Annotated in this window: 18 protein-coding genes; 10 read left to right on the top strand and 8 right to left on the bottom strand. The window is 71.4% G+C overall.

What is annotated here, in order from left to right:
* Positions 1-161 precede the first annotated feature (161 nt).
* The gene (locus KGA66_RS04320) at positions 162-1,355 is read left to right on the top strand and encodes a glycosyltransferase (RefSeq protein WP_211464719.1); all 1,194 of its coding nucleotides are present in this window, start codon (positions 162-164) and stop codon (positions 1,353-1,355) included.
* Between the two features lie 27 nt (positions 1,356-1,382).
* Positions 1,383-1,952, top strand: a complete 570-nt coding sequence (locus tag KGA66_RS04325) for a maleylpyruvate isomerase N-terminal domain-containing protein (protein ID WP_211464727.1) — start codon at positions 1,383-1,385, stop codon at positions 1,950-1,952.
* 92 nt (positions 1,953-2,044) lie between these two features.
* On the opposite strand, the gene KGA66_RS04330 is transcribed toward KGA66_RS04325, so the two are convergent.
* A complete protein-coding gene (locus tag KGA66_RS04330; protein WP_211464729.1) occupies positions 2,045-3,670 on the bottom strand; it encodes an FAD-binding oxidoreductase in 1,626 nt (541 codons plus the stop codon).
* Positions 3,671-4,034: 364 nt separating this feature from the next.
* Here KGA66_RS04330 and KGA66_RS04335 point away from each other — a divergent pair, with 364 nt between their 5' ends.
* Positions 4,035-5,225 carry a phosphopyruvate hydratase family protein gene (locus KGA66_RS04335; protein WP_211464731.1) on the top strand — a complete coding sequence of 397 codons (1,191 nt, stop codon included), beginning with the start codon at positions 4,035-4,037 and terminating at the stop codon, positions 5,223-5,225.
* Positions 5,226-5,371: 146 nt separating this feature from the next.
* On the opposite strand, the gene KGA66_RS04340 is transcribed toward KGA66_RS04335, so the two are convergent.
* A complete protein-coding gene (locus tag KGA66_RS04340; RefSeq protein WP_211464733.1) occupies positions 5,372-5,986 on the bottom strand; it encodes a TetR/AcrR family transcriptional regulator in 615 nt (204 codons plus the stop codon).
* 242 nt (positions 5,987-6,228) lie between these two features.
* Here KGA66_RS04340 and KGA66_RS04345 point away from each other — a divergent pair, with 242 nt between their 5' ends.
* The 5 genes from KGA66_RS04345 (at position 6,229) to KGA66_RS04365 (ending at position 9,044) form a co-directional block, all read left to right on the top strand.
* Positions 6,229-6,408 (top strand): hypothetical protein, encoded by a 180-nt coding sequence (locus tag KGA66_RS04345; protein WP_211464735.1) that lies wholly within the window; start codon positions 6,229-6,231, stop codon positions 6,406-6,408.
* Between the two features lie 53 nt (positions 6,409-6,461).
* Entirely contained in the window at positions 6,462-6,632 is a 171-nt protein-coding gene (locus tag KGA66_RS04350; protein ID WP_211464737.1) for a hypothetical protein, read from the top strand.
* Positions 6,633-6,685: 53 nt separating this feature from the next.
* Complete coding sequence (locus KGA66_RS04355; RefSeq protein ID WP_211464739.1) at positions 6,686-6,856, top strand: hypothetical protein; 171 nt, start codon at positions 6,686-6,688, stop codon at positions 6,854-6,856.
* 73 nt (positions 6,857-6,929) lie between these two features.
* Positions 6,930-8,366, top strand: a complete 1,437-nt coding sequence (locus tag KGA66_RS04360; RefSeq protein ID WP_211464741.1) for a hypothetical protein — start codon at positions 6,930-6,932, stop codon at positions 8,364-8,366.
* Between the two features lie 96 nt (positions 8,367-8,462).
* Positions 8,463-9,044, top strand: a complete 582-nt coding sequence (locus KGA66_RS04365; RefSeq protein ID WP_211464743.1) for a hypothetical protein — start codon at positions 8,463-8,465, stop codon at positions 9,042-9,044.
* A gap of 64 nt (positions 9,045-9,108) precedes the next feature.
* On the opposite strand, the gene KGA66_RS04370 is transcribed toward KGA66_RS04365, so the two are convergent.
* Complete coding sequence (locus KGA66_RS04370) at positions 9,109-10,104, bottom strand: helix-turn-helix transcriptional regulator (RefSeq protein ID WP_211464745.1); 996 nt, start codon at positions 10,102-10,104, stop codon at positions 9,109-9,111.
* A 78-nt stretch (positions 10,105-10,182) separates the two neighbouring features.
* Between KGA66_RS04370 and KGA66_RS04375 the strand changes: the two genes are divergently transcribed.
* The gene (locus KGA66_RS04375) at positions 10,183-11,751 is read left to right on the top strand and encodes an MFS transporter (RefSeq protein WP_211464747.1); all 1,569 of its coding nucleotides are present in this window, start codon (positions 10,183-10,185) and stop codon (positions 11,749-11,751) included.
* On the opposite strand, the gene KGA66_RS04380 is transcribed toward KGA66_RS04375, so the two are convergent.
* Entirely contained in the window at positions 11,723-12,412 is a 690-nt protein-coding gene (locus KGA66_RS04380; RefSeq protein WP_211464749.1) for a DUF6629 family protein, read from the bottom strand. The two genes, KGA66_RS04375 and KGA66_RS04380, sit on opposite strands and share 29 nt — an antisense overlap.
* Positions 12,413-12,440: 28 nt before the next feature.
* Positions 12,441-13,886, bottom strand: a complete 1,446-nt coding sequence (locus KGA66_RS31395; RefSeq protein ID WP_369015810.1) for a dihydrolipoyl dehydrogenase family protein — start codon at positions 13,884-13,886, stop codon at positions 12,441-12,443.
* A 168-nt stretch (positions 13,887-14,054) separates the two neighbouring features.
* On the opposite strand from KGA66_RS31395, the gene KGA66_RS04390 reads away from it, so the two are divergent.
* Complete coding sequence (locus tag KGA66_RS04390) at positions 14,055-15,365, top strand: ABC transporter substrate-binding protein (RefSeq protein ID WP_211464880.1); 1,311 nt, start codon at positions 14,055-14,057, stop codon at positions 15,363-15,365.
* On the opposite strand, the gene KGA66_RS04395 is transcribed toward KGA66_RS04390, so the two are convergent.
* The 3 genes from KGA66_RS04395 to KGA66_RS04405 form a co-directional block, all read right to left on the bottom strand.
* The gene (locus KGA66_RS04395; RefSeq protein WP_281416394.1) at positions 15,353-16,090 is read right to left on the bottom strand and encodes an ATP-binding cassette domain-containing protein; all 738 of its coding nucleotides are present in this window, start codon (positions 16,088-16,090) and stop codon (positions 15,353-15,355) included. The two genes, KGA66_RS04390 and KGA66_RS04395, sit on opposite strands and share 13 nt — an antisense overlap.
* Positions 16,087-17,886 (bottom strand): branched-chain amino acid ABC transporter permease, encoded by a 1,800-nt coding sequence (locus KGA66_RS04400; RefSeq protein ID WP_211464755.1) that lies wholly within the window; start codon positions 17,884-17,886, stop codon positions 16,087-16,089. Before KGA66_RS04400 ends, KGA66_RS04395 begins: the two co-directional genes overlap by 4 nt.
* A 132-nt stretch (positions 17,887-18,018) precedes the next feature.
* Positions 18,019-18,435: a hypothetical protein gene (locus tag KGA66_RS04405; RefSeq protein WP_211464757.1), complete on the bottom strand. Its 417-nt coding sequence runs from the start codon at positions 18,433-18,435 to the stop codon at positions 18,019-18,021.
* Positions 18,436-18,575 lie beyond the last annotated feature (140 nt).

Genomic DNA, 18,575 nt, shown 5'->3' on the forward strand with positions numbered 1-18,575 from the left:
CGGCCACCCGGCCACCCGCAGACCCTCAGTGCGCTGAGCGCGGCGGCTCCCGGAAGCATCGGCGCTTGCGGGAGCCGCGGGTTCCCGCAAGCGCCGATCACCCGCAAGCGCCGATCACCCGCAAGCGCCGATCAACGGGCTGTCCGTGCAAGTCTTGGGCTGTGACTGCGCTTGCGTTCGCCGCGGCGGCCCTGCTGTCGCTGGCCACATGGCTTTACCTGCTGCTGTTCCACGGCCGGTTCTGGCTCGCGGACCAGCGGCTGCCGCTCGCCGAGTCCCGCCCGCCCGCCGCGGGCTCATGGCCCGCGGTCGTGGCGATCGTGCCCGCGCGAAACGAGGCCGAGGTACTGCCATCGACGCTGCCGACCCTGCTCGGTCAGGACTATCCCGGGCCGATGTCCATCGTGCTCGTCGACGACGCGAGCGACGACGCCACTGGGCAGGTCGCCGAGAAACTGGCCGCCGCGCAGCCCGGCCTGCCCTTCGAGCTCGTGCACGGTGACGGCCCTGCGCCCGGCTGGGCGGGCAAGGTCGCGGCGATGCGCCGCGGCCTGGAGTCCGCGGGCCGAGCCGAATACGTGCTCTTCACCGACGCCGACATCGCGCACCCGGCCGACAGCGTGCGGCGCCTCGTCGAACTCGGGGAGGCCGACGGGCTCGACCTCGTTTCGCTGATGGTGCTGCTACGCACCGAATCCGCAGCCGAACGCGCCATCGTGCCCGCGTTCGTGTACAGCTTTGCGCAGCTCTACCCGTTTCCCCGCGTGAATCGTCCGCACAGCCGCACGGCCGCCGCCGCAGGCGGCTGCATGCTGGTGCGTCGCAGTACGTTGGACCGCGCCGGCGGACTTGATCAGATCCGCGCGGCGCGGATCGACGATGTCGCCCTGGGTACCCTGATCAAGCGCGGCGCGGCCGGCGGCCGCATCTGGCTCGGGCTGACCGCGCGGGTCCGCAGCGTGCGCCCGTACCCGAAACTCGCCGACCTCTGGGACATGATCGCGCGCAGCGCGTACACCCAGCTGCGCTATTCGCCGCTGCTGCTCTTCGGCACACTGCTGGGGTTGCTGTTGATGTACGCGGTGCCTCCCGTGGTCGGCCTGATCTTCGCCGCGGTCGCGCTCGGCGGCGGCGGCGGGAACTGGAGCCTCGTCACAGCCGTGGCGGCCCTGGCAGCCTGGGCGGCGCTGTCCGTCAGTTATCTCCCGACGCTGCGGCTCTACGGCCTGCGATCTTGGCGCGCACCGGCCCTGCCGCTGGTGATGATGCTGTACGGGGCGATGACCTTCGACTCCGCGCTGCGGCACCACCGCGGCAGCGGCGGACGCTGGAAGGGCAGAGTCGAGGAGCGCTAGTTTCACGAGCAGTGCGAGGAGCTCCGCATGGATCATCAGGACGTGGACGCGGCCGTGGCACAGATGCTACGGGCACTGAGCCCCCATGCCGCCGAGGACTGGACGGTGCCGGCAGGTCCCCTGGAATGGAGCTGCTGGCAAACCGCGGCGCACGTCGGGCACGACCTACTGGCCTACGCGGGGCAACTGGCAGCACGGCCCGACACCGCCTACCTGCCCTTCGACCTGAACGTGCGCCCCGCTGCCTCGCCCGCTCAGGTGCTGCAGGTCGTGGCCGCCTGCGCCGGGCTGCTCAGCAGCGCGCTGGCCACAGCCGGCCCCGCCCTGCGCGCCTGGCACTGGGGCCCGTGCGATCCAGAGGGGTTCGCGGCGATGGGCGTCGCCGAGACCTTGCTGCACACCCACGACATCACCCGGGGACTGGCCGTGGACTGGATGCCCTCGGCGCCACAGAGCGCAGCCGTACTCGACCGGCTGTTTCCCGACGCCCCGCACGGAGAACCCGTCCGGGTACTTCTCTGGTGCACCGGCCGCGGGGAACTTGAGGGCCTTCCACGTCGCACATCATGGACGTGGAAAGCAGCACGACCGGACTGAGCATGCTCACCCGGTCAGCCCACCCGGCCAGGGCGTTAGGCGCTGATTCGCATGACCTGATCCCGATCAGACCCTGAGCCGGCCTCTGGCCGTCAGGCGGCCCCGATGCCCTGCGGCAGGTTGAAGACGTGCTCGGGGTCGTACTTCTCCCGCACCTGGAGCAGCCGCGGGTAGTTCGCCCCGTAGTAGGCCTGCTGCCAGTTCGCCAGCTCCGGATCGAGATAGTTCTGGTACGCCTGGCCGCTCGCGTACGGGGCCATCGACTGGTGGAAGCCGCGCAGCCAGTCCTGCTGGGCGCCGGTCTGCGCGGGCGTGGCCGCGTCGGACCAGGTGGTGGTGAACTGGGCCACGAACAACCCGTCGCGGTGCGCGAAAGCGGTCGCGTCCGGGGCGACCCGGTTCACCGCGCCGCCGAGCGCGTCGAACGCGACGCCGCCCTGGCCGCCGCCGCCGAGACGCTGGCGCCGCTCGACCGCGGCCACGATCGCGGACACCGCCGGCCCGGAGAGCGCGCGGGTGAAGATGTGCGACTTCGCGAACTCCGACTCGCGCCGCAGCGTTCCCGCCGGATTCTGCCACGGCAGATGGCACTGTGCCGTGCTCAGCTGCGCGCAGCCGGCCTCGATCATCATCGCGTGCGGGTGGGAGCTGACGAAGGGCTGCCCCTGCGGCGCCGAGCCGACCTTGTCGACGAGTTGACCGATCAGCGCCTGCGCGCCATTGAGCGTGCCGAGATAAGTCCCGCCGACCTGGATCGTCGGCGTCGGTCCGGCACCGCCGCCGGGGCTGCTGAGCGCGTGCAGATTGGACCACAGCTCGTCCGGGGCGTCCGGCGCCCAGCCCTGCCAGGCGGTGATCACCCGGCTCGCCTGCGACCACGGCCAGTTCAGGAAGAACAGCACCATCTGCAGCGCGGGATGAGTAGCGAACGTGAACGCGGTGGCCACGCCGAAGTTTCCACCACCCCCGCCGCGACAGGCCCAGAACAGGTCCGCGTCCCGCTCGGCGTCGCACTCGCGCACCGTGCCGTCCGGCGTGACCAACTGCACCGATGTCAGATTGTCGCTCAAGGTGCCGTATGCGCGGGTAACGACGCCGATGCCGCCGCCGAGCGCGAGTCCCGCGACGCCGACGGTCGGGCAGGAGCCTCCGGGCACCGTGACACCGTGTGCATCGAGACCCGCGTAAAGATCGACGAGGCGGGTTCCCGCACCGACGCGTGCGGTACCGGAACCGACGTCGGTGAGGGTGTTGAGGCGCGTGACGTCGATGACCAGCCCGGGTCCGCTCGAATAGCCGGCGTAGCTGTGCCCGCCCGAGCGCGCCGTGACGCTCACCGCGAAGCGCCGGGCAAACGCCAGGCACTCGGCGACGTCGCCGGTGTTCTCGCAGTACGCGATCCCGGCCGGGCGCAGCGCGTCGAAGCGCGGATCGAACAGCAGCCGCGCGGTCCCGTAATCCGCATCACCCGGACGCACCAACTTGCCGGCCAGCCCGCGCCCGAGCGCCGACCAGTCCGCCGCCGCCGCGGATGCCCGCGCGGAAGCGGCGGCGTTCGGCGTAGTCGCCGTCCCTGTGCCGGACGCCCCGGCCGTTCCCGCGCCGGATGCGCCCGCCGGCGCGCCGCCCCCGCCGCGACCGCAGGCCGCGACCGAGCCCGCGGTCAGGCCGCCGACTGCGAAAGCCGAGGTCGTGCGAAAGAAACCACGTCGGTCCACCGGATCAGGATGACAGCGGGGATCGACTCGTGACGACCTCGGGCCCGCGCGTGTCGAACGGGGACGCGCCTGCGACAAAGCCGTCGCAAAGATCATGCCGAGCGACCCTCCGTGACAATCTTCAGGCGGCGCGCCGGTCGCGGCGGTCACACGCAAGGACCGGAGCCGATGCGAGGGAACGCGACAGGGGGTTGGCTAGTGGGTAGCGGGTCGCGAGCGCGCCGACCGACATGCCCTCGACCCTCGGGCCATGGACCGTACGGGAGAACCACCCTTACTCACAGACGAAGCTTTCCGGGCATTTCCCTAACGGCGGGTGCTGACTATCGTGACGACTTGGGCAAAAGCTGCAATTGGGGGAAAAATGGCAGTACGTATCAAAAGCGTGCACGCTGTGGAGATCATCGACTCCAACGGGCGTCCCGCGCTTGACGTGCGCTTGAGCCTGGTCGGAGGAGCGGCCGGACAGGCGTGCGTGCCGTTCGGGGCCTGCTGTCCGGTCGAGCAGGCGACAGCGCTGGAGAGCGCGGCGCTCGAACTGGTCGGCGCGTCCTTCGAGGGGCTGGCCGACATCGACGGAGCGCTGCGCAAGCTCGCCGAGGACGGGATCCGGCCGCGGCCCAGCCAGCACGTGCTGCGCGGCGTGTCCATCGCCGCGGCCAGGGCGATGGCCAACCGGCAGGAGCAGCCGCTGTGGCGGTTCCTGGCGCTGCCCGGAGCCGGGCAAAGGCTGCCGGTGCCGCAGTTCACCGTCGTCAACGGCGGCCACCGGGCGGGGACCGAACTGGACTTCGAGCAGTTCATGATCGCCCCGGTGGGAGCGCCCAGCATGCGCGCCGCGGTGCACACGGGTGTTGAGCTGCTCGGCAGGCTGCGCGCGGTGCTGGCCGGTTACTCGCTCGATACCCGGGTGGGCGCGGACGGCGGCTTCGCACCGCAGATCGCCTGGCCGGAGCGCGTTCTCGAGCTGATCACGCAGACCATATCGGACGCCGGATACGCCCTCGGCCCGGACGGGGTGACGCTGGCGCTGCGGGTCGCGGCCTCCGGTTTCCGGTACGGCGACGGCTACCAGGTGGGCGGCGAGTGGCACAGTACCGCGGAGATGATCGACCGCTACGAACAGATGGTCGACGTCTTCCCGCTTTCGAGCATCGAGGACGCCTTGGCGCAGGACGACTGGGACGGCTGGGCCGAACTCACCCGCCGCCTCGGCGACCGGGTGCAGCTCGTCGGCGGCGACGTGTTCGCGACCGACCCGGAGTTGATCGCCACCGCCGTCGCCCGGCGGGTCGCCAACGCCGCGGTGATCAAGACCGCGCACTTCAGCACGATCACCGAGGCGCTGGAAGCGATGCGCGCCTGCCGGGACGCCGGCTACGCGCAGGTGGTGGCGCACCGGGGGGAGACCAGTGACGCCTTCGCGGCGGACCTGGCGGTGGCGGCCGGCTGCGGCCGACTGCGAGCCGGGGCACCCACCCAGGGCGAACGAGTCGCGAACTACAACCGGCTCATCGAGATCGAGGCCGACGACTGCCTGGCGTATCGAGGCTGACGCTGACGGCAGTGCCGGCCGCGGCGCGAGCCGCGGCGCGAGCCGGCCGCGGTGCTGCCCCGGCTCGCTGCAAGTGCTCCTGCCGGCGACGGCACCAGAGCTCGTGCCGGCGCTCGTGCCCGGGACCGGGGTCGGCGGCCGGGCTCTCACGGGATCGTGCGCGGCAGCCTGCCGTCAAGGATCAGTTCGACGAGTTGCTCGACCATCACCGCGTCGACCGGCAGCTTGCGCACCAGGCTGCGGTAGAAGATCGCGCCGATGAACAGGTCGATGACCGTCTCGATGTCGACGTCTGGCGGCAGCGTCCCGACCGCGGCGGCCTGGTGCAGGACCTCTCGGGCGGCGTCCCGGCGCGGTCTCAGGAACTGCCGCAGCTGCTCGGCGCCGGTCGCGTCCCGTGACACCTCCGCGGCCAGCGCGGGCACCGTCGAGCCGACCTGGCCGACGGCGTACGTCTGGACCGCGGACTGAATGGCGGCACGCAGGTCCGTGCGCGGGTCTCCGGTGTGCTCCGGCAGCTCGACCGGCAGGCCGCGCTCCATCGCCTCTATCACCAGGGCGCTCTTGGAGTTCCACCAGCGGTAGATCGTGGCCTTGCCCACGCCGGCCCGCGAGGCGACCCGCTCGATGCTCAGGTCCTGGTAACCGACCTCGCCCAGCAACTGCACCGTGGCGTCGAGGATCGCCTGGTGGGTGCGCGGGTTGCGGGCCCGGCCGGTCGACGGCGCCGGCGGGTCCGCGGCAACGGTTTCGTTGGACATCAGTTCTCAACACTCTGTGACGTGGCTGCTCGGAAGGGCGGTGACGCTCAGGCGGAGCCTAGACGTACCGTCTCGTAGTTTCGTATGGAACACCAGAGTACTGGACGGTCGCCGCGAGCGGACCGGGTGACATGGTAAAAATGCCTGAGAAAAAAACGATACGTATCGTCTTGACAAGCTTGCCTGGTCGTGGAGTAATGACTCTTGTGAGTCCAACGGTTCCCGTTAAGGAGGTGACTTTCATGGAACTCAAGGAACTGCGTGAGCAGCCGGTCGAGCTGCTGCCCGGCCGCGAGGCGCTCAACCACTTCAAGTTCGTGTGGGCGAACGTCGAGGCCTACAACAAGGCGATGGCCGTGAACATGTTCTCCGACCACTCCAGCGCCACCGCAGTAGCGCTCCAGTCCATCTCCATCGGGTGACCTGCGGTACTGACCGCGACACTCCCGTCCATCGAAGCCTGAAAAGGAAAAGCATGAACTTCACCGAACTGCGCGAGCAGAGCGTCGAACTGGTCCCCGCCCGCGAGGCGCTCAGCGTCACCATGGCCTGGGTCGACGCCTACAACAAGGCGCTCGCGGTCAACCTGTACTCCGACTACTCCGACGCGACCGCGCTGGCCGGTCAGTCCATCACCATCAGCTGACCCGCGGTAACCACCGCGGCGCTTCAGCCCATCGACGCCTGAAAAGGAAAAGCATGAACGTCATCGAACTGCGCGAGCAGACCGTTGAGCTCGTCCCCGCCCGCGAGGCGCTCAGCGTCACCGTGGCCTGGGTCGACGCCTACAACAAGGCGCTGGCGGCCAACCTCGGTAGCTACTGCTCCAGCGCGACCGCGGCCGCGGGCCAGACCATTTCAATCGGCTAGGCGGTTCAGCCGGTGGCGGGGAGCCGGACGCCCGGCTCCCCGCCACCGAGCCGCCCGAGTGCTTGGACCAGTGATGACCGTCGTCGAGCCCCAGACGCACAATACGACCGGGAACAAGCCGGCGGAACGCGCCGAGACCGTGCCCTATGCCCCGCAGGGGGCCGCACCTGAAACCGAATCCACAGCCGCCACCGCGGCGCGCGTTCCGCAGCCTGCCGCCGGCACCGAGTTGTTCGGCGAGTATCAGGGCTCCGGCTACGCGGAGCCGCGCTATCTCGTGCGGCGCGCCGACGGCCAGGTCATCCAGCTCACCGCCCTGCTCAACCTGACGCTGCGCGCGATCGACGGCACCGCTGATCAGAGCACGATCGCGCAGCGGGTGACCGCCGGCTTCGGCCGCGAGGTCACCGCGGAGAACGTCGCCTACCTCATCGAACACAAGCTCCAGCCGGCCGGCCTCGTCCTGCCCGAGGACGGGGCGGCGACCCCCCTGCCGCGCACCGACCTGCTGCTCGCGCTGCGCGGACGCTGTACGCTCGTGCGCCCACCCATGGTCCGCTTCCTCGCACGAATGCTGGCCTGGATACACCGGCCGCTCATCGTCGCCGCGGTGCTGCTCGGTGTCGTCGTCCTCGACGTATGGCTCTTCGCCGTGCACGGCGCGGCCGGTCCGCTGGTCTCCGTCCTCACCAGGCCGACGCTGATGCTCGCCGTGCTCGGCCTCGGCATCGGGTCCATGGTCTTCCACGAGTTCGGACACGCCTCCGCCTGCCACTACTCCGGCGCGCGACCAGGACGCATCGGCTGCGGCATCTTCCTGGTCTGGCCCTCGATGTACACGGACGTCACCGACGTGTACCGGGTCGGCCGGGCCGGACGGCTGCGCACCGACCTCGGCGGCGTCTACTTCAACACAGTCTTCATCCTCGCCCTCGCCGGCTGCTACGCGCTGACCGGCCAGCCCGTGTACCTGGCCGCGATCCTCTTCGTGCACTTCGAGATCATCGACCAGTTGCTGCCGATCCTGCGCTTCGACGGCTACTTCCTCCTTGCGGACATCGTCGGTGTGCCGGACCTGTTCGGCCGGGTGGGCCCGATCCTGCGCGACCTGCTGCCCACCCGGCTGCGCCCTCGGAGCAGCGCCGCGCAGCTTCCCACCGCCCTGCGGCGCGGCGCGCGCGTGGGTGCCACGACCTGGGTGCTGGTGACGCTGCCGCTGCTCGGCGGCGAAATGGTGTGGATGTTCTGGCACCTGCCGTCCCTCATCCGCACGACGGCGCACTCGATCTCAGTTTTCGCCCTGGCCGTCTTCCACGACTGCGTCCATCACCTGTGGGCGCAGGCGGGGGTCGACGCCCTGGCGATCGCCCTGCTGGCCATCCCGGTGATCGGGCTGAGCTGGCTGTCCTGGCGGATCCTGACCCGGCTGCTGCGCCTGGCCGCCCGCCGGATGTCGCCGCCGCTCGCGCTCGCGCTCGCCGCGGCCCGAGGCGGCCGGCACCGCCGCTGAACACGGCGCCGGCCACCACCCGCAAGCAGCAACCGAAGACGACTGCCGAGTTCATTTCGCTGACGGCCGAATGACCGCCAACAGAAGGGAACCACCGTGAAATTTCATCCTAAGAGGGCCGCGGCGGTGTTCGCCGCGGTGATCATGGGAGTCAGTGCCCTGGTCACCGGGGGGACCGCCCAGGCGTCCTCCGCCTCGAACTACGCGTCCAGCCACGCCTCGTACTGGAACCACCACTCGTTCGACGTGGCGTTCCAGGTCCGGCAGATGTTCAGCTCGTCGGTGAACGCCACCAACGAGGCCGACGCCAACTCGAGGAACTGCACCGGCTGCCACAGCGTCGCGATCGCGTTCCAGATCGTGGCCGACGGCAAGGTGCCCACCCACGTCTCCGCGCACAACTTCGGTTCCGCGGTGAACGTGAACTGCAGCGACTGCCAGACGCTCGGCATCGCCTACCAGTTCATCGTGGCCAAGCCGACCGTGCTCAGCTGGTCCGACCAGGCCAAGCTGTGGCGCATCGACGCGCAACTTTGGTCGCTGTACTGGTCCAACGCGCCCGCCAGCCAGATCGCCGGGCAGGTTTCCGCGCTGGCCGGACAGGTGGCCTACATCCTGGCCCACGCGGGACACGGCTACTGGCCGCTGGTGCACCACTACATCACCTGGCGGCACTGACCGCCCGAGTACGGATCCTGATTCGCAGCGACCCGCTGCGCGCGCCTCACCGCGCGGGTCCGGCTCAACCGCCGCGGACGGCCGAACGGCCGTCCGCGGCGCGGTTGTATCTGTCGGCCAGCACCCGCAACCGCTCGGCCAGTTGCGGCGCTTCGCGCACATCGAACTCGAAGTCCCGGCCGAGCGCGCCGAGCCACACGGCCAGCATGTCCGCGTCGTTGTTGCCGAGCACGACCGCGCAGGTCTCCTCGTCGACGGCCTCCACCGGGCCGAGCGACGGCGGAAGCCGCTCCACGATCTGCGCGGCCGGGGCGTGCACCGTGATCCGCACGCGGTAGCTCCAGCCGGCGGTCGAGACACCGCGCGCGACGTATCCGGCCAGATCCTCGGCCGGCAGTTCGCGCGGCGCGAAGCGCGGGCCGGTGGGGACGCACGGCTCGACCCGGTCCACCCGATACGTGCGCCAGGCCGAACGCTGCACGTCCCAGGCCACCAGATACCAGCGGCGACCCCAGTTGACCAGGCGGTACGGCTCGACATCCCGGCGGCTGGCCGCGCCGTCGTGGGCACGGTAGTCGAAGCGCAGCCGCTCGTGGTCCCGGCAGGCGGCCGTGATGGCGGTCAGTACGTCGGCAGATACGCGGGCGCCCGCGCGGTCCGGCGCCGCGGGCACCGCGACGGTGTAGGTCTGCAGAGTGTTGATACGACGGCGCAGCCGCTGCGGCAGCACCTGCTCCAGTTTCGCGAGGGCCCGCAGCGCCGACTCCTCGATCCCGGCCACCGAGCCCACGGTCGCCGTGCGCAGGCCGACCGCGACGGCCACGGCCTCCTCGTCGTCGAGGAGCAGCGGAGGCACGGCCGCCCCGGCGGCGAGCCGGTAGCCGCCCACCGCTCCCCGCGTCGCGTGCACCGGATAGCCCAGGTCGCGCAGCCGCCCTACGTCGTTGCGCACCGTGCGCGTGGTGACACCGAGTCGTTCGGCCAGCTCACACCCGGTCCAATCGCGCGGGGTCTGCAAGAGCGAGAGCAGACGCAGCAGTCGCGCAGAGGTCTCCAACACGCCTCACATTCTGCCCGCTCATTAGGAATCAAGTGTTCCTAATTCCGCGCCAAGCTGGGCCTCATGGAAAACACAGCGATGACAGGCAGAGCGGTCTCCACGGGCACGGCGGTCTCCACGGGCACGGCGAACTCGACGGGCCGCGCCCCCGGGCCTCGGCCCGAAACCGCGCACCGCTGGCTCGGGTTCTTCGCGGTACTCACCGCGATGATCATGAATCTGCTGGACTCGACCATCGTCAACGTGGCCGCGCCGTCGATCCGAGCCGACCTGGGGGCCTCCTACGCGGACATCCAGTGGATGGCGGCCGGCTACACCCTCGCACTCGCCGCGGGCCTGCTGACCGGCGGCCGCCTCGGCGACCTGTTCGGCCGCCGCGCCATGCTGCTGTTCGGCGTCGCCGGCTTCACCGCGTCCTCGCTCGCGTGCGCCGCCGTCCCGAACCCGCAGCTGCTCATCGCGGCGCGGGTCGCGCAGGGCCTGTTCGGCGCGGTGATGATCCCGCAGTGCTTCGGCCTGCTGCGTGACCTGTTCCCGCCGCAGGAGCTCGGAAAGGCATTCGGCGCGCTCGGCCCCGTCATCGGCCTGTCCACCATCCTCGGCCCGATCGCGGCCGGCACGCTGATCGACGCGAACCTGTTCGGCTCGGGCTGGCGCCTGGTCTTCGCCATCAACCTGCCGCTGGCGCTGTTCGCCCTGATCGGCGGACTGAAGGCGCTGCCCCGCAGGTCGCGCGCGGGCAGGACGATCCGGCTCGACGGCGTCGGCGCGCTGCTGGCCGGGCTTGCGATGTTCCTGCTGGTATATCCGCTGGTCCAGGGCCGCGAGCTGGGCTGGCCCGGCTGGCTCGGCATCCTCGGCGCGGGCGCGGTCGCGCTGCTGGCCCTGTTCGCCGCGCACCAGGTGCGCCGCGCCCGCCGCGGCGCGGACACCCTGGTCGAGTTCAGCGTGCTGACCAAGCGCTCCTACGCGAGCGGCACGCTGTTCACCCTGGTCTTCTTCGGCGCGATCGTCGGCTTCTCACTGGTCACCGGCCTGCTGCTGCAGCTCGGCCTCGGGTACGGGCCGGCGCACGCCGCACTGACCATGGTCTGGTGGGCGGTCGGCGCGTTCATCGGCTCCGGCTTCGGCGCGACGATGATGTACAGAATGGGCCGGCGGATCCTGCATCTGGGCCTGGCCGTCATGGCGGTCAGCCTGGTCGGGCTGTACCTGGTGTTCGCGCACTCGCACACCGGCCTGAGCGCCTGGAGCGCGGCGGCGGTACTCGGCGGCTACGGCCTCGGGATGGGCATGATCTTCGTCCCGCTGTTCGACATCATCATGGGCGAGGTCAGCGACCGGGAAGTCGGTTCGGCCTCGGCGATCCTCGAGTCCCTCCAGCAGTTCGGCGCGTCGGTGGGCGTCGCCGGCCTGGGCACCGTGTTCTTCGGTGCGATCGGCGCGCATGCGGACACGGCCGCCTTCCTGCGCGCGGCCGAGCGCGCCACGCTGATCACGATCGCGCTGGTCGCCGTGGCCTTCGCGCTCGGATTCCGGCTGCCCCGCCACGCGCGGCGCGCCGGCCACGGCCCGGCCGACGATGCCGGGGATTCCCTGGCCGCGGGTGCCAAGGCACTCATCGAACGGGAATCCGTGACCGTCTGAGCGTATCCGGCGCGAGACGCCTCTTGCGCGGCCGCCGCAGCCAGTGCAGAAGCAGCGCACTGACTACGGCGGCCAAGGCGCACCACGTCGAGGCGAACGCGGCCCGCCACAGGGTGAAGCAGACCGCTGCGCCGACCGCGGTCACCAGCCCCAGCGCGCGGATCTCCGGCTGATCGCTGACCAGCAGCGAGCCGACCGTCGCGACGAGATACCCGGCCACGACCAACACGACCAACGGAATCGGCCCGATCCCGTACCGCATCGTGTGCCCGACCGGCGCGGCCGTCACAGGACCCGAGGCCAACACATGACCGAGCACCGCCGAGCTCGCCAGGCCGATCGCGGCGAAGGGCAGCAGGCGCAGCCGACTCCACTGCGGCGCCGCGCTCAGGACGGCGAGCGGGATGAACGCGGGAAGCAAGGGGAACGCGATCACGGCCCAGAGCGTCACCGCCGCGCCGCCGACCACGTGCGCCACGCCGCTGCCCGCGTCCTGCGCCTCGCGCCACACCGCAGACTCGATCAACTGGTGCGCACCGAGGAGCAGCGGCACCGCCGCGAGCGGCAAATCCCGGGCGCGCCGGACACACGCGAGCGAGACGGCCCCGACTGCTGCGATCACGCAGCCCGCGGCCAGGTCCGCGGTCGCACTCCAGCACATGCGGCGTTGCTCCCTAGTGTCCCGCGCTTCAGCCGCGGAACGTCTCCAAGAGCCGCAACCAGATCTCACTCATCGTCGGGTACGAAGGCACGGCATGCCACAACCGGTCGATCGGCACCTCGCCCGCCACCGCGACCGTCGCCGAGTGCAACAACTCACCCACCCCCGAACCGACGAACGTCACTCCGAGCAGGACGCCGCGGTCCAGGTCGACGACCATGCGCGCCTTGCCGCGATAGTCGTCCGCGAAGAGCGCCGCACCCGCCACCTGCCCGAGTTCGTAGTCGACGACGCGCGCGTTGAGTCCAGCGTCGCGCGCCTCCTTCGCCGTCATGCCCACCGCCGCGACCTCAGGCTCCGTAAACACCACCTGCGGCACAGCCGACACGTCCGCGGTGGCGACGTGCGAGCCCCACGGTCGCGTGTCCAGGGACTCGCCCCGCGCCAACGCGCCGATCGCCGCACCCGCCATGCGCGCCTGATACTTGCCCTGATGCGTCAGCAGCGCGCGCCGGTTCACATCGCCGACTGCGAACAGCCAGTCGCCGTCCACCCCCTGGACTCGGCAGCTGTCATCCACCTTGAGCCAGGTCCCCGGCTCCAGGCCGACCGTCTCCAAGCCGAGCTCGCGGGTGCGCGGCACGCGCCCGACGGCGAGCAGGACCTCATCGGCCTCGATCTGCCGACCTGCGTCGAGCAGCACGCTGACCGGCCCGTCCGGCGCGGGCCGATCGAGTCCGGTCACCGTCACGCCGGTGCGCACCGTCACACCCGCGTCGCTCAAGGCGGCGGCGACGAGCTCGCCCGCGAAGGGCTCCATCCGCGGCAGCGGCGCGGTCTCGCGCACCAGCAGCGTCACCTCCGAGCCGAGCGCGCGCCAAGCGGTGGCCATCTCCACGCCGACCACGCCGCCGCCCACCACCGCGAGTCGTCCGGGCACCGCGTGCGCGCTCGTCGCTTCGCGACTTGTCCACGGTCGAGCCTGGGCCACGCCGGGCAGGTCGGGTACCAGCGCGTCGCTGCCGGTGCACACCGCCACCGCGTGTCGTGCGGCCAGCCGGCGCGACCCGCCGTCCGGAGTCTCCACGTGCACCCGGCGCACTCCGGCCAGCCGGCCGCGACCGCGGATCAGCACCGCCCCGATCGAGTCCAACCAGCCGACCTGGCCGTCGTCCTTCCAGTGCGAGGCGAACCCGTCGCGCCGGGCCAGGACCGCGGACGCGTCCAAGCGGCCGGCCACCGCCTCGCGGGAGCCCGCCACGGCGCGGGCCTCGGCGAGCGCGGCGACCGGGCGCAGCAGCGCCTTGCTCGGCATGCAGGCCCAGTACGAGCATTCACCGCCGACCAGTTCGCTCTCCACGACGGCAGTGCTCAATCCGGCTGCGCGGGTTCGGTCGGCGACGTTCTCCCCGACCGGGCCCGCGCCGATCACGATCACGTCGAAGACGTCCGCGGGGTCGATGTCGTTTGCGATGTCGGTCTCTGGAACAGCGTTGTATTCAGGCACGGGCCAATCCTCCGCCCGGCGTACCGTATGTTCCACTCAACCGACGCCGACGCGCCGCCCCGCATGGCAGGCCGGCGAGCGGGGAAGGGCAGCGGCGTGGCGAAGACGCGCGCGGCCGGTTCGGCAGCGCGTCGCATGGTGGTGGCCCTGCTGCTGCTCGGCGGCGTGCTGACTGTGAGCGGCTGCGGGACGCGACTGCCCGCCAGTGCGTTCAGCCAGGCCCCGGCCGCACCGCAGAACGTGTTCGTGGACGGCGTGTCCGCGACGCAGATCAAGGTCGGCATGATCGACTCGATCACGAGCCCGGTCGGCGCGGACGCCTTCTCCGGTCCCGGATACGGAGCGCGCGCCTTCTTCAACGCACTCAACGCCGCGGGGGGAGTCGACGGCCGCAAGATCGTCGTCGACCAGTGCGACGACAGCGGCAGCGGGCTGGGCAACAAACAGTGCGTGAACAAGCTGATCGACCAGGATCGCGTGTTCGCCTTCGCGGGAAACTCGATCTTCGATTACGCGGGCGCCGCGTATGTCAGTTCCCACGACGTGCCGGACATCGGCGGCCAGCCGATCGACAACGCGTATAACCAGTACCCGCATCTGTACGGGATCTACGGGTCTAGCGATCCGCGTCAGGGCACTGTCGGCTGGAACGGCCGCCTGTACGGCGGCACGGAGGTATACGAATACTTCAAGCAGCAACTCGGCGCGCACGTCGCGGCGGTCGTCGCGTACAACCAGCCCGACTCGGTCCGGTTCGCCCAGTACACCGCGGACGGCCTGCGCGCCGTCGGATACGCCGTGGTCAGCGAGCAGATCGACTTCGCCCTGCCCAACTTCGCGGCGATCGCCTCCGACATGAAGGGGCGCGGGGTGCAGGTCGTCTTCGACGCGATCGACACCAGCGGCAACGCGCGGCTCTGCGCCGCGATCGACCAGGTCGGCCTCGGCCTCGTCGCGAAGGTCACCACCGTGCAAAGCTGGGACCAGACCGTCCCGGCCACGTATTCGGCCGCCCCGCGCTGTCGCAACGTGCTGTACGCGACCGCATCCGACCGCAACTACCAGGACACGAAGTACCCGGCCGTGGCCGCATTCCGGGTCGCGATGCAGAAGTACTTCCCGGACCGCCGGGACAGGCTTTCCATGTGGGAGCTGGAAGGCTGGATCTCGGCACAGTGGCTCACCGACGCGGTCGCCTCCTGCGGAGCAGCCGTCTCACGCGGTTGCGTTGAGCGGTTCATGAACCGCCCCGAGACGTACGACGCACACGGGCTGATCATCCCCACCGACTTCGTCGTCTCCCGGCCGGGACCGACCCAGAACGGATGTCTCAACGTCGCCCGATGGCAGGACTCTGCGTATGGCGGCAAAGGCGGCTGGGTAACGCAGGTGCCGGATATGGACACCAACTGCTTCGTCGGGCCGGTGATCTCCTACAAGCCGTGATCGGCGGCCGTGTCGCGGGCGACCTCGGTAGGTTCACCCGCGAAGACGATCCTCCCGCGTTCCAGCCGCCACACGAAATCGGCGACCTTCGTCGCGCGATGCGTCACCGGATCCGCGACAAGTACCGCGCGATCCGGTGCGACTGCCGCAGCCAACGCTGCATAAACGCGATCGGACAACGCTGGCGCGATGCCCTGAACCGGCTCATCGACGAGCAGCACGCGCCACCTGCCACCCAGCGCGCAGGCGACAGCCAGCAGTTGCCGCTGGCCGCCGGAAAGTGTCGCGGCCCGCTGCCGCAGATGGGGCTTGAGCTCTGGAAACAGATCGAGCACCGCGCCCGCGTCGTCGCGACCCGGCTCGCCGCCGACGCGAAGGTTCTCGGCGACGGTCAGGTTAGCGAAGACGTTGGCCCCCGATGGCACGAGGCGCAGTCCGGACGCGGCGCGGCGGGTCGCCGACCACGACGTCGCGTCGGCGAGCGGCACCGCGCGGCGCGCCGGCGGACCCGTCGCGGGCGCGGGCGCCAGTTCCAGCCGGCCGCCGGCGGTTGTTCCCGTGCTCGCCGCCCCAGCGCACCAGCCCAGCAGGGTGGACTTGCCCGCGCCGTTCGGACCCACCAGCGCGGTCATCGCCCCGAACGGGACCGCGAGCCCGACGCCGTGCAGCACCTCGACCCCGCCGTAGCGCAAGCGCACGTCCGAGCAGCGCAACGCCACGGTCATGACAGGGCCCTGGTCCCGGTGCGCGCGGTGGTCGGCCCGGAGGCGGGTTCGCCGCGCAGCCACGGCACGCCGAGCGCCGCGAGCCCGACGATGATCGCGGAGGCTCCGGGGATCGCCGCGTCGGCCGCCACCATCCCGGCCGCCGCGAGGATCAGCGACGGAGCGCTCGAAAGCCCCACGGCCGTCGCCGCGGCCAGCCAGATCAGCCCGCGCAGCGGATCGAAGTCGCTCGCGCCGAACACGCCGGCCGCGTAAACCCACCACGCCCCGCCGAACGCCGCCACCGCGGCCGCGACCGTGAAAACCAGCACCCTGACCCGTTCCACGTCGCCGCCGAGCATGCGCGCCGCCGGCTCGCTGTCCCTGATCGCGGTCAGCCGCCGGCCGATCCGGCCCCGGTCCACCGGCAGCAGCGCCAGCACGACGAGCGCGAGAGCGACCGCCTCGGCCAGCAGGAATGCGCGGTCGCCGGCGAGGAACCCGGGGCGGCGCGCGAGCGGCGGGGTGAACAGGGGCTGCTCGAAGACGAAACGGCTCGCGGCCGTCGCCAGGGCGAGCGTGGTCAGCGCGAGGTGCAACGGCCGCTTGCGCGCGACCGGCAGCGCGAACAGCAGCCCGAGCGCCGCCCCGGCCGCGGGCGCGGCGAGCAGCCCGAACCGCGGGCTCCACGCCGCGGCCAGCGCGCCGACGCCGGCGAAGGCGGTCTGCCCGAGCGAGACCAGACCCACCGAGCTCAGCGCCCGAAACGAGAGCAGCACGATCGCCAGCGCGGGCACCTGCTGCGCTGTGCCCAGGTCCTCCGGTCGCAGTAGGGCAGCGGCGACACCTAGTGCGGCGACCGGCCACCAGCCGCCCACGTGTTCGGCGAGCGTGCCTTTGCGCGGCACCAGCGACGCGCGCTCGCGTGTCTCCTGGAACGCCGGCGCCAACCAGACCGCGACCAGCAGCACCGCCACGAACAGGTTCGAGCGCACCGCCGCGAGCACCTCCCCCGGCCGGCCGCCCAGCTGTACCCCGATCAGCTCGGCCTGCGCGATTCCGGTCGCCAAGGCCACCGCGATCGCCACCGGCTGGTTCACCAGCCGAGCGGCCACCACGACCCCGAGGGTCTCGAAGAGCACCAGCGTGAAGGTGACCGGATCCAGCCGCAGCTGGGCGGCCAGCAGCATCCCGGCCGCCGCGGCCAGCGCGCAGCCCAGTGCCCAGCCCAGCCGGCCGAGCCGGCGCGCCGGCAGCCCCGACAGCTCGGCCAGGCCGCGATCGTCCACCACCGCCCGGATCGCCACGCCGAAGGTGCGGCCCCGCGCCGACAGGTGCAGGCCCGTGGCGACCGCCGCCAGGAGCCCCAGCTGCACCAGCACCGCGACCGGCACGAGCAGCCCGCCGAGGCGTACCGATCCGGCCGGCAGCAGCGAGGGCACATCCGTGTGCGCGGACGGCCCCCAGAACGCCGTCGCGATCCCGACCAGCAGCACGGTGACGCCGAAGCCCGCGGTCAGTTCGGCGGCGACCCCGGCGGCGTGGTTCTGCAACGGCCGGAAGACCGCCGCGTCGAGAAGCAGCCCCAGCAGCGGCGCCGCGACCAACACGATCAGCGCCGCGGCCAGCTCGGCCGGCAGTCCCCATTCCCGCACCGCCACCCGCAGCAGGAAGGCTCCGATCATCCCGATGGCGCCGAAGGCGACGTTCAGCACCCCGGTCACGCGGTACGTGGCGATCACCCCGAGTCCGGAGAGCCCGGCCACCGCGCCGATGCCGAGCCCGGCGACCGCGAGCTGGCCCGCACCCGCGCTCATCGCGGCCACCCGGCCCGGCGGACGTCGGCGGGCGTTCGCCCCGGCCGCGCTCTCGGAACTCGTCCGGGGCCGCGGGCGGTCGCGGGGCCCGGCCGGACGCCTTTCATGGGTTTCACGGCGCGCACCGCCCGGCTACGGGGCTGTGACCAGGTCGGGTTCGCAGATCGGGCAGGCGCGCCGCGGCGCCGGGCCGCTCCGGACGCCGGTCACCTCGAAGGCATCCGGCTTGCCGTCCAGCAGCGGGCAGTCGCCGCGGTGCAGATAACTGCCGTCCGGCAGCGCCCACAGCCCGTCGCGCCGCGCCTGCGTCGGCGCCGTGGCCTGCGCCGGCCGATCCCGCCCCGCCGCGCCGCGTCGCCGCGCCCCCACCAGCACCGCTCCGGCGACGATCAGCGCGGCGCCCGGGATGGTGGCCGAGGCGAGGTAGGGCAGCTGCTGCGCTTCGGTGGGCTGCCCGGAGATCTGATACCAGCCGACCACGTCCATCCCGGCGCCCACGGCAGCCACCACCCAGCCGAGTTCGACTCCGGGACCAAAGCGGACAACCACCGGCACCCCTCAACAAAGTCACCCAACCGCGCCATGATGGTATGGCAGAACCGTGTCGTGCGGGAGAGGCGGTAATCATGAGGCTCCTCAGCCGTATCCTCATCCCCCTGACGGGAGTGGCGCTGCTGGCCGGATGTGGC

It is taken from the genome of Actinocrinis puniceicyclus, assembly GCF_018283645.1.
Lineage (GTDB): Bacteria > Actinomycetota > Actinomycetes > Streptomycetales > Catenulisporaceae > Actinocrinis > Actinocrinis puniceicyclus.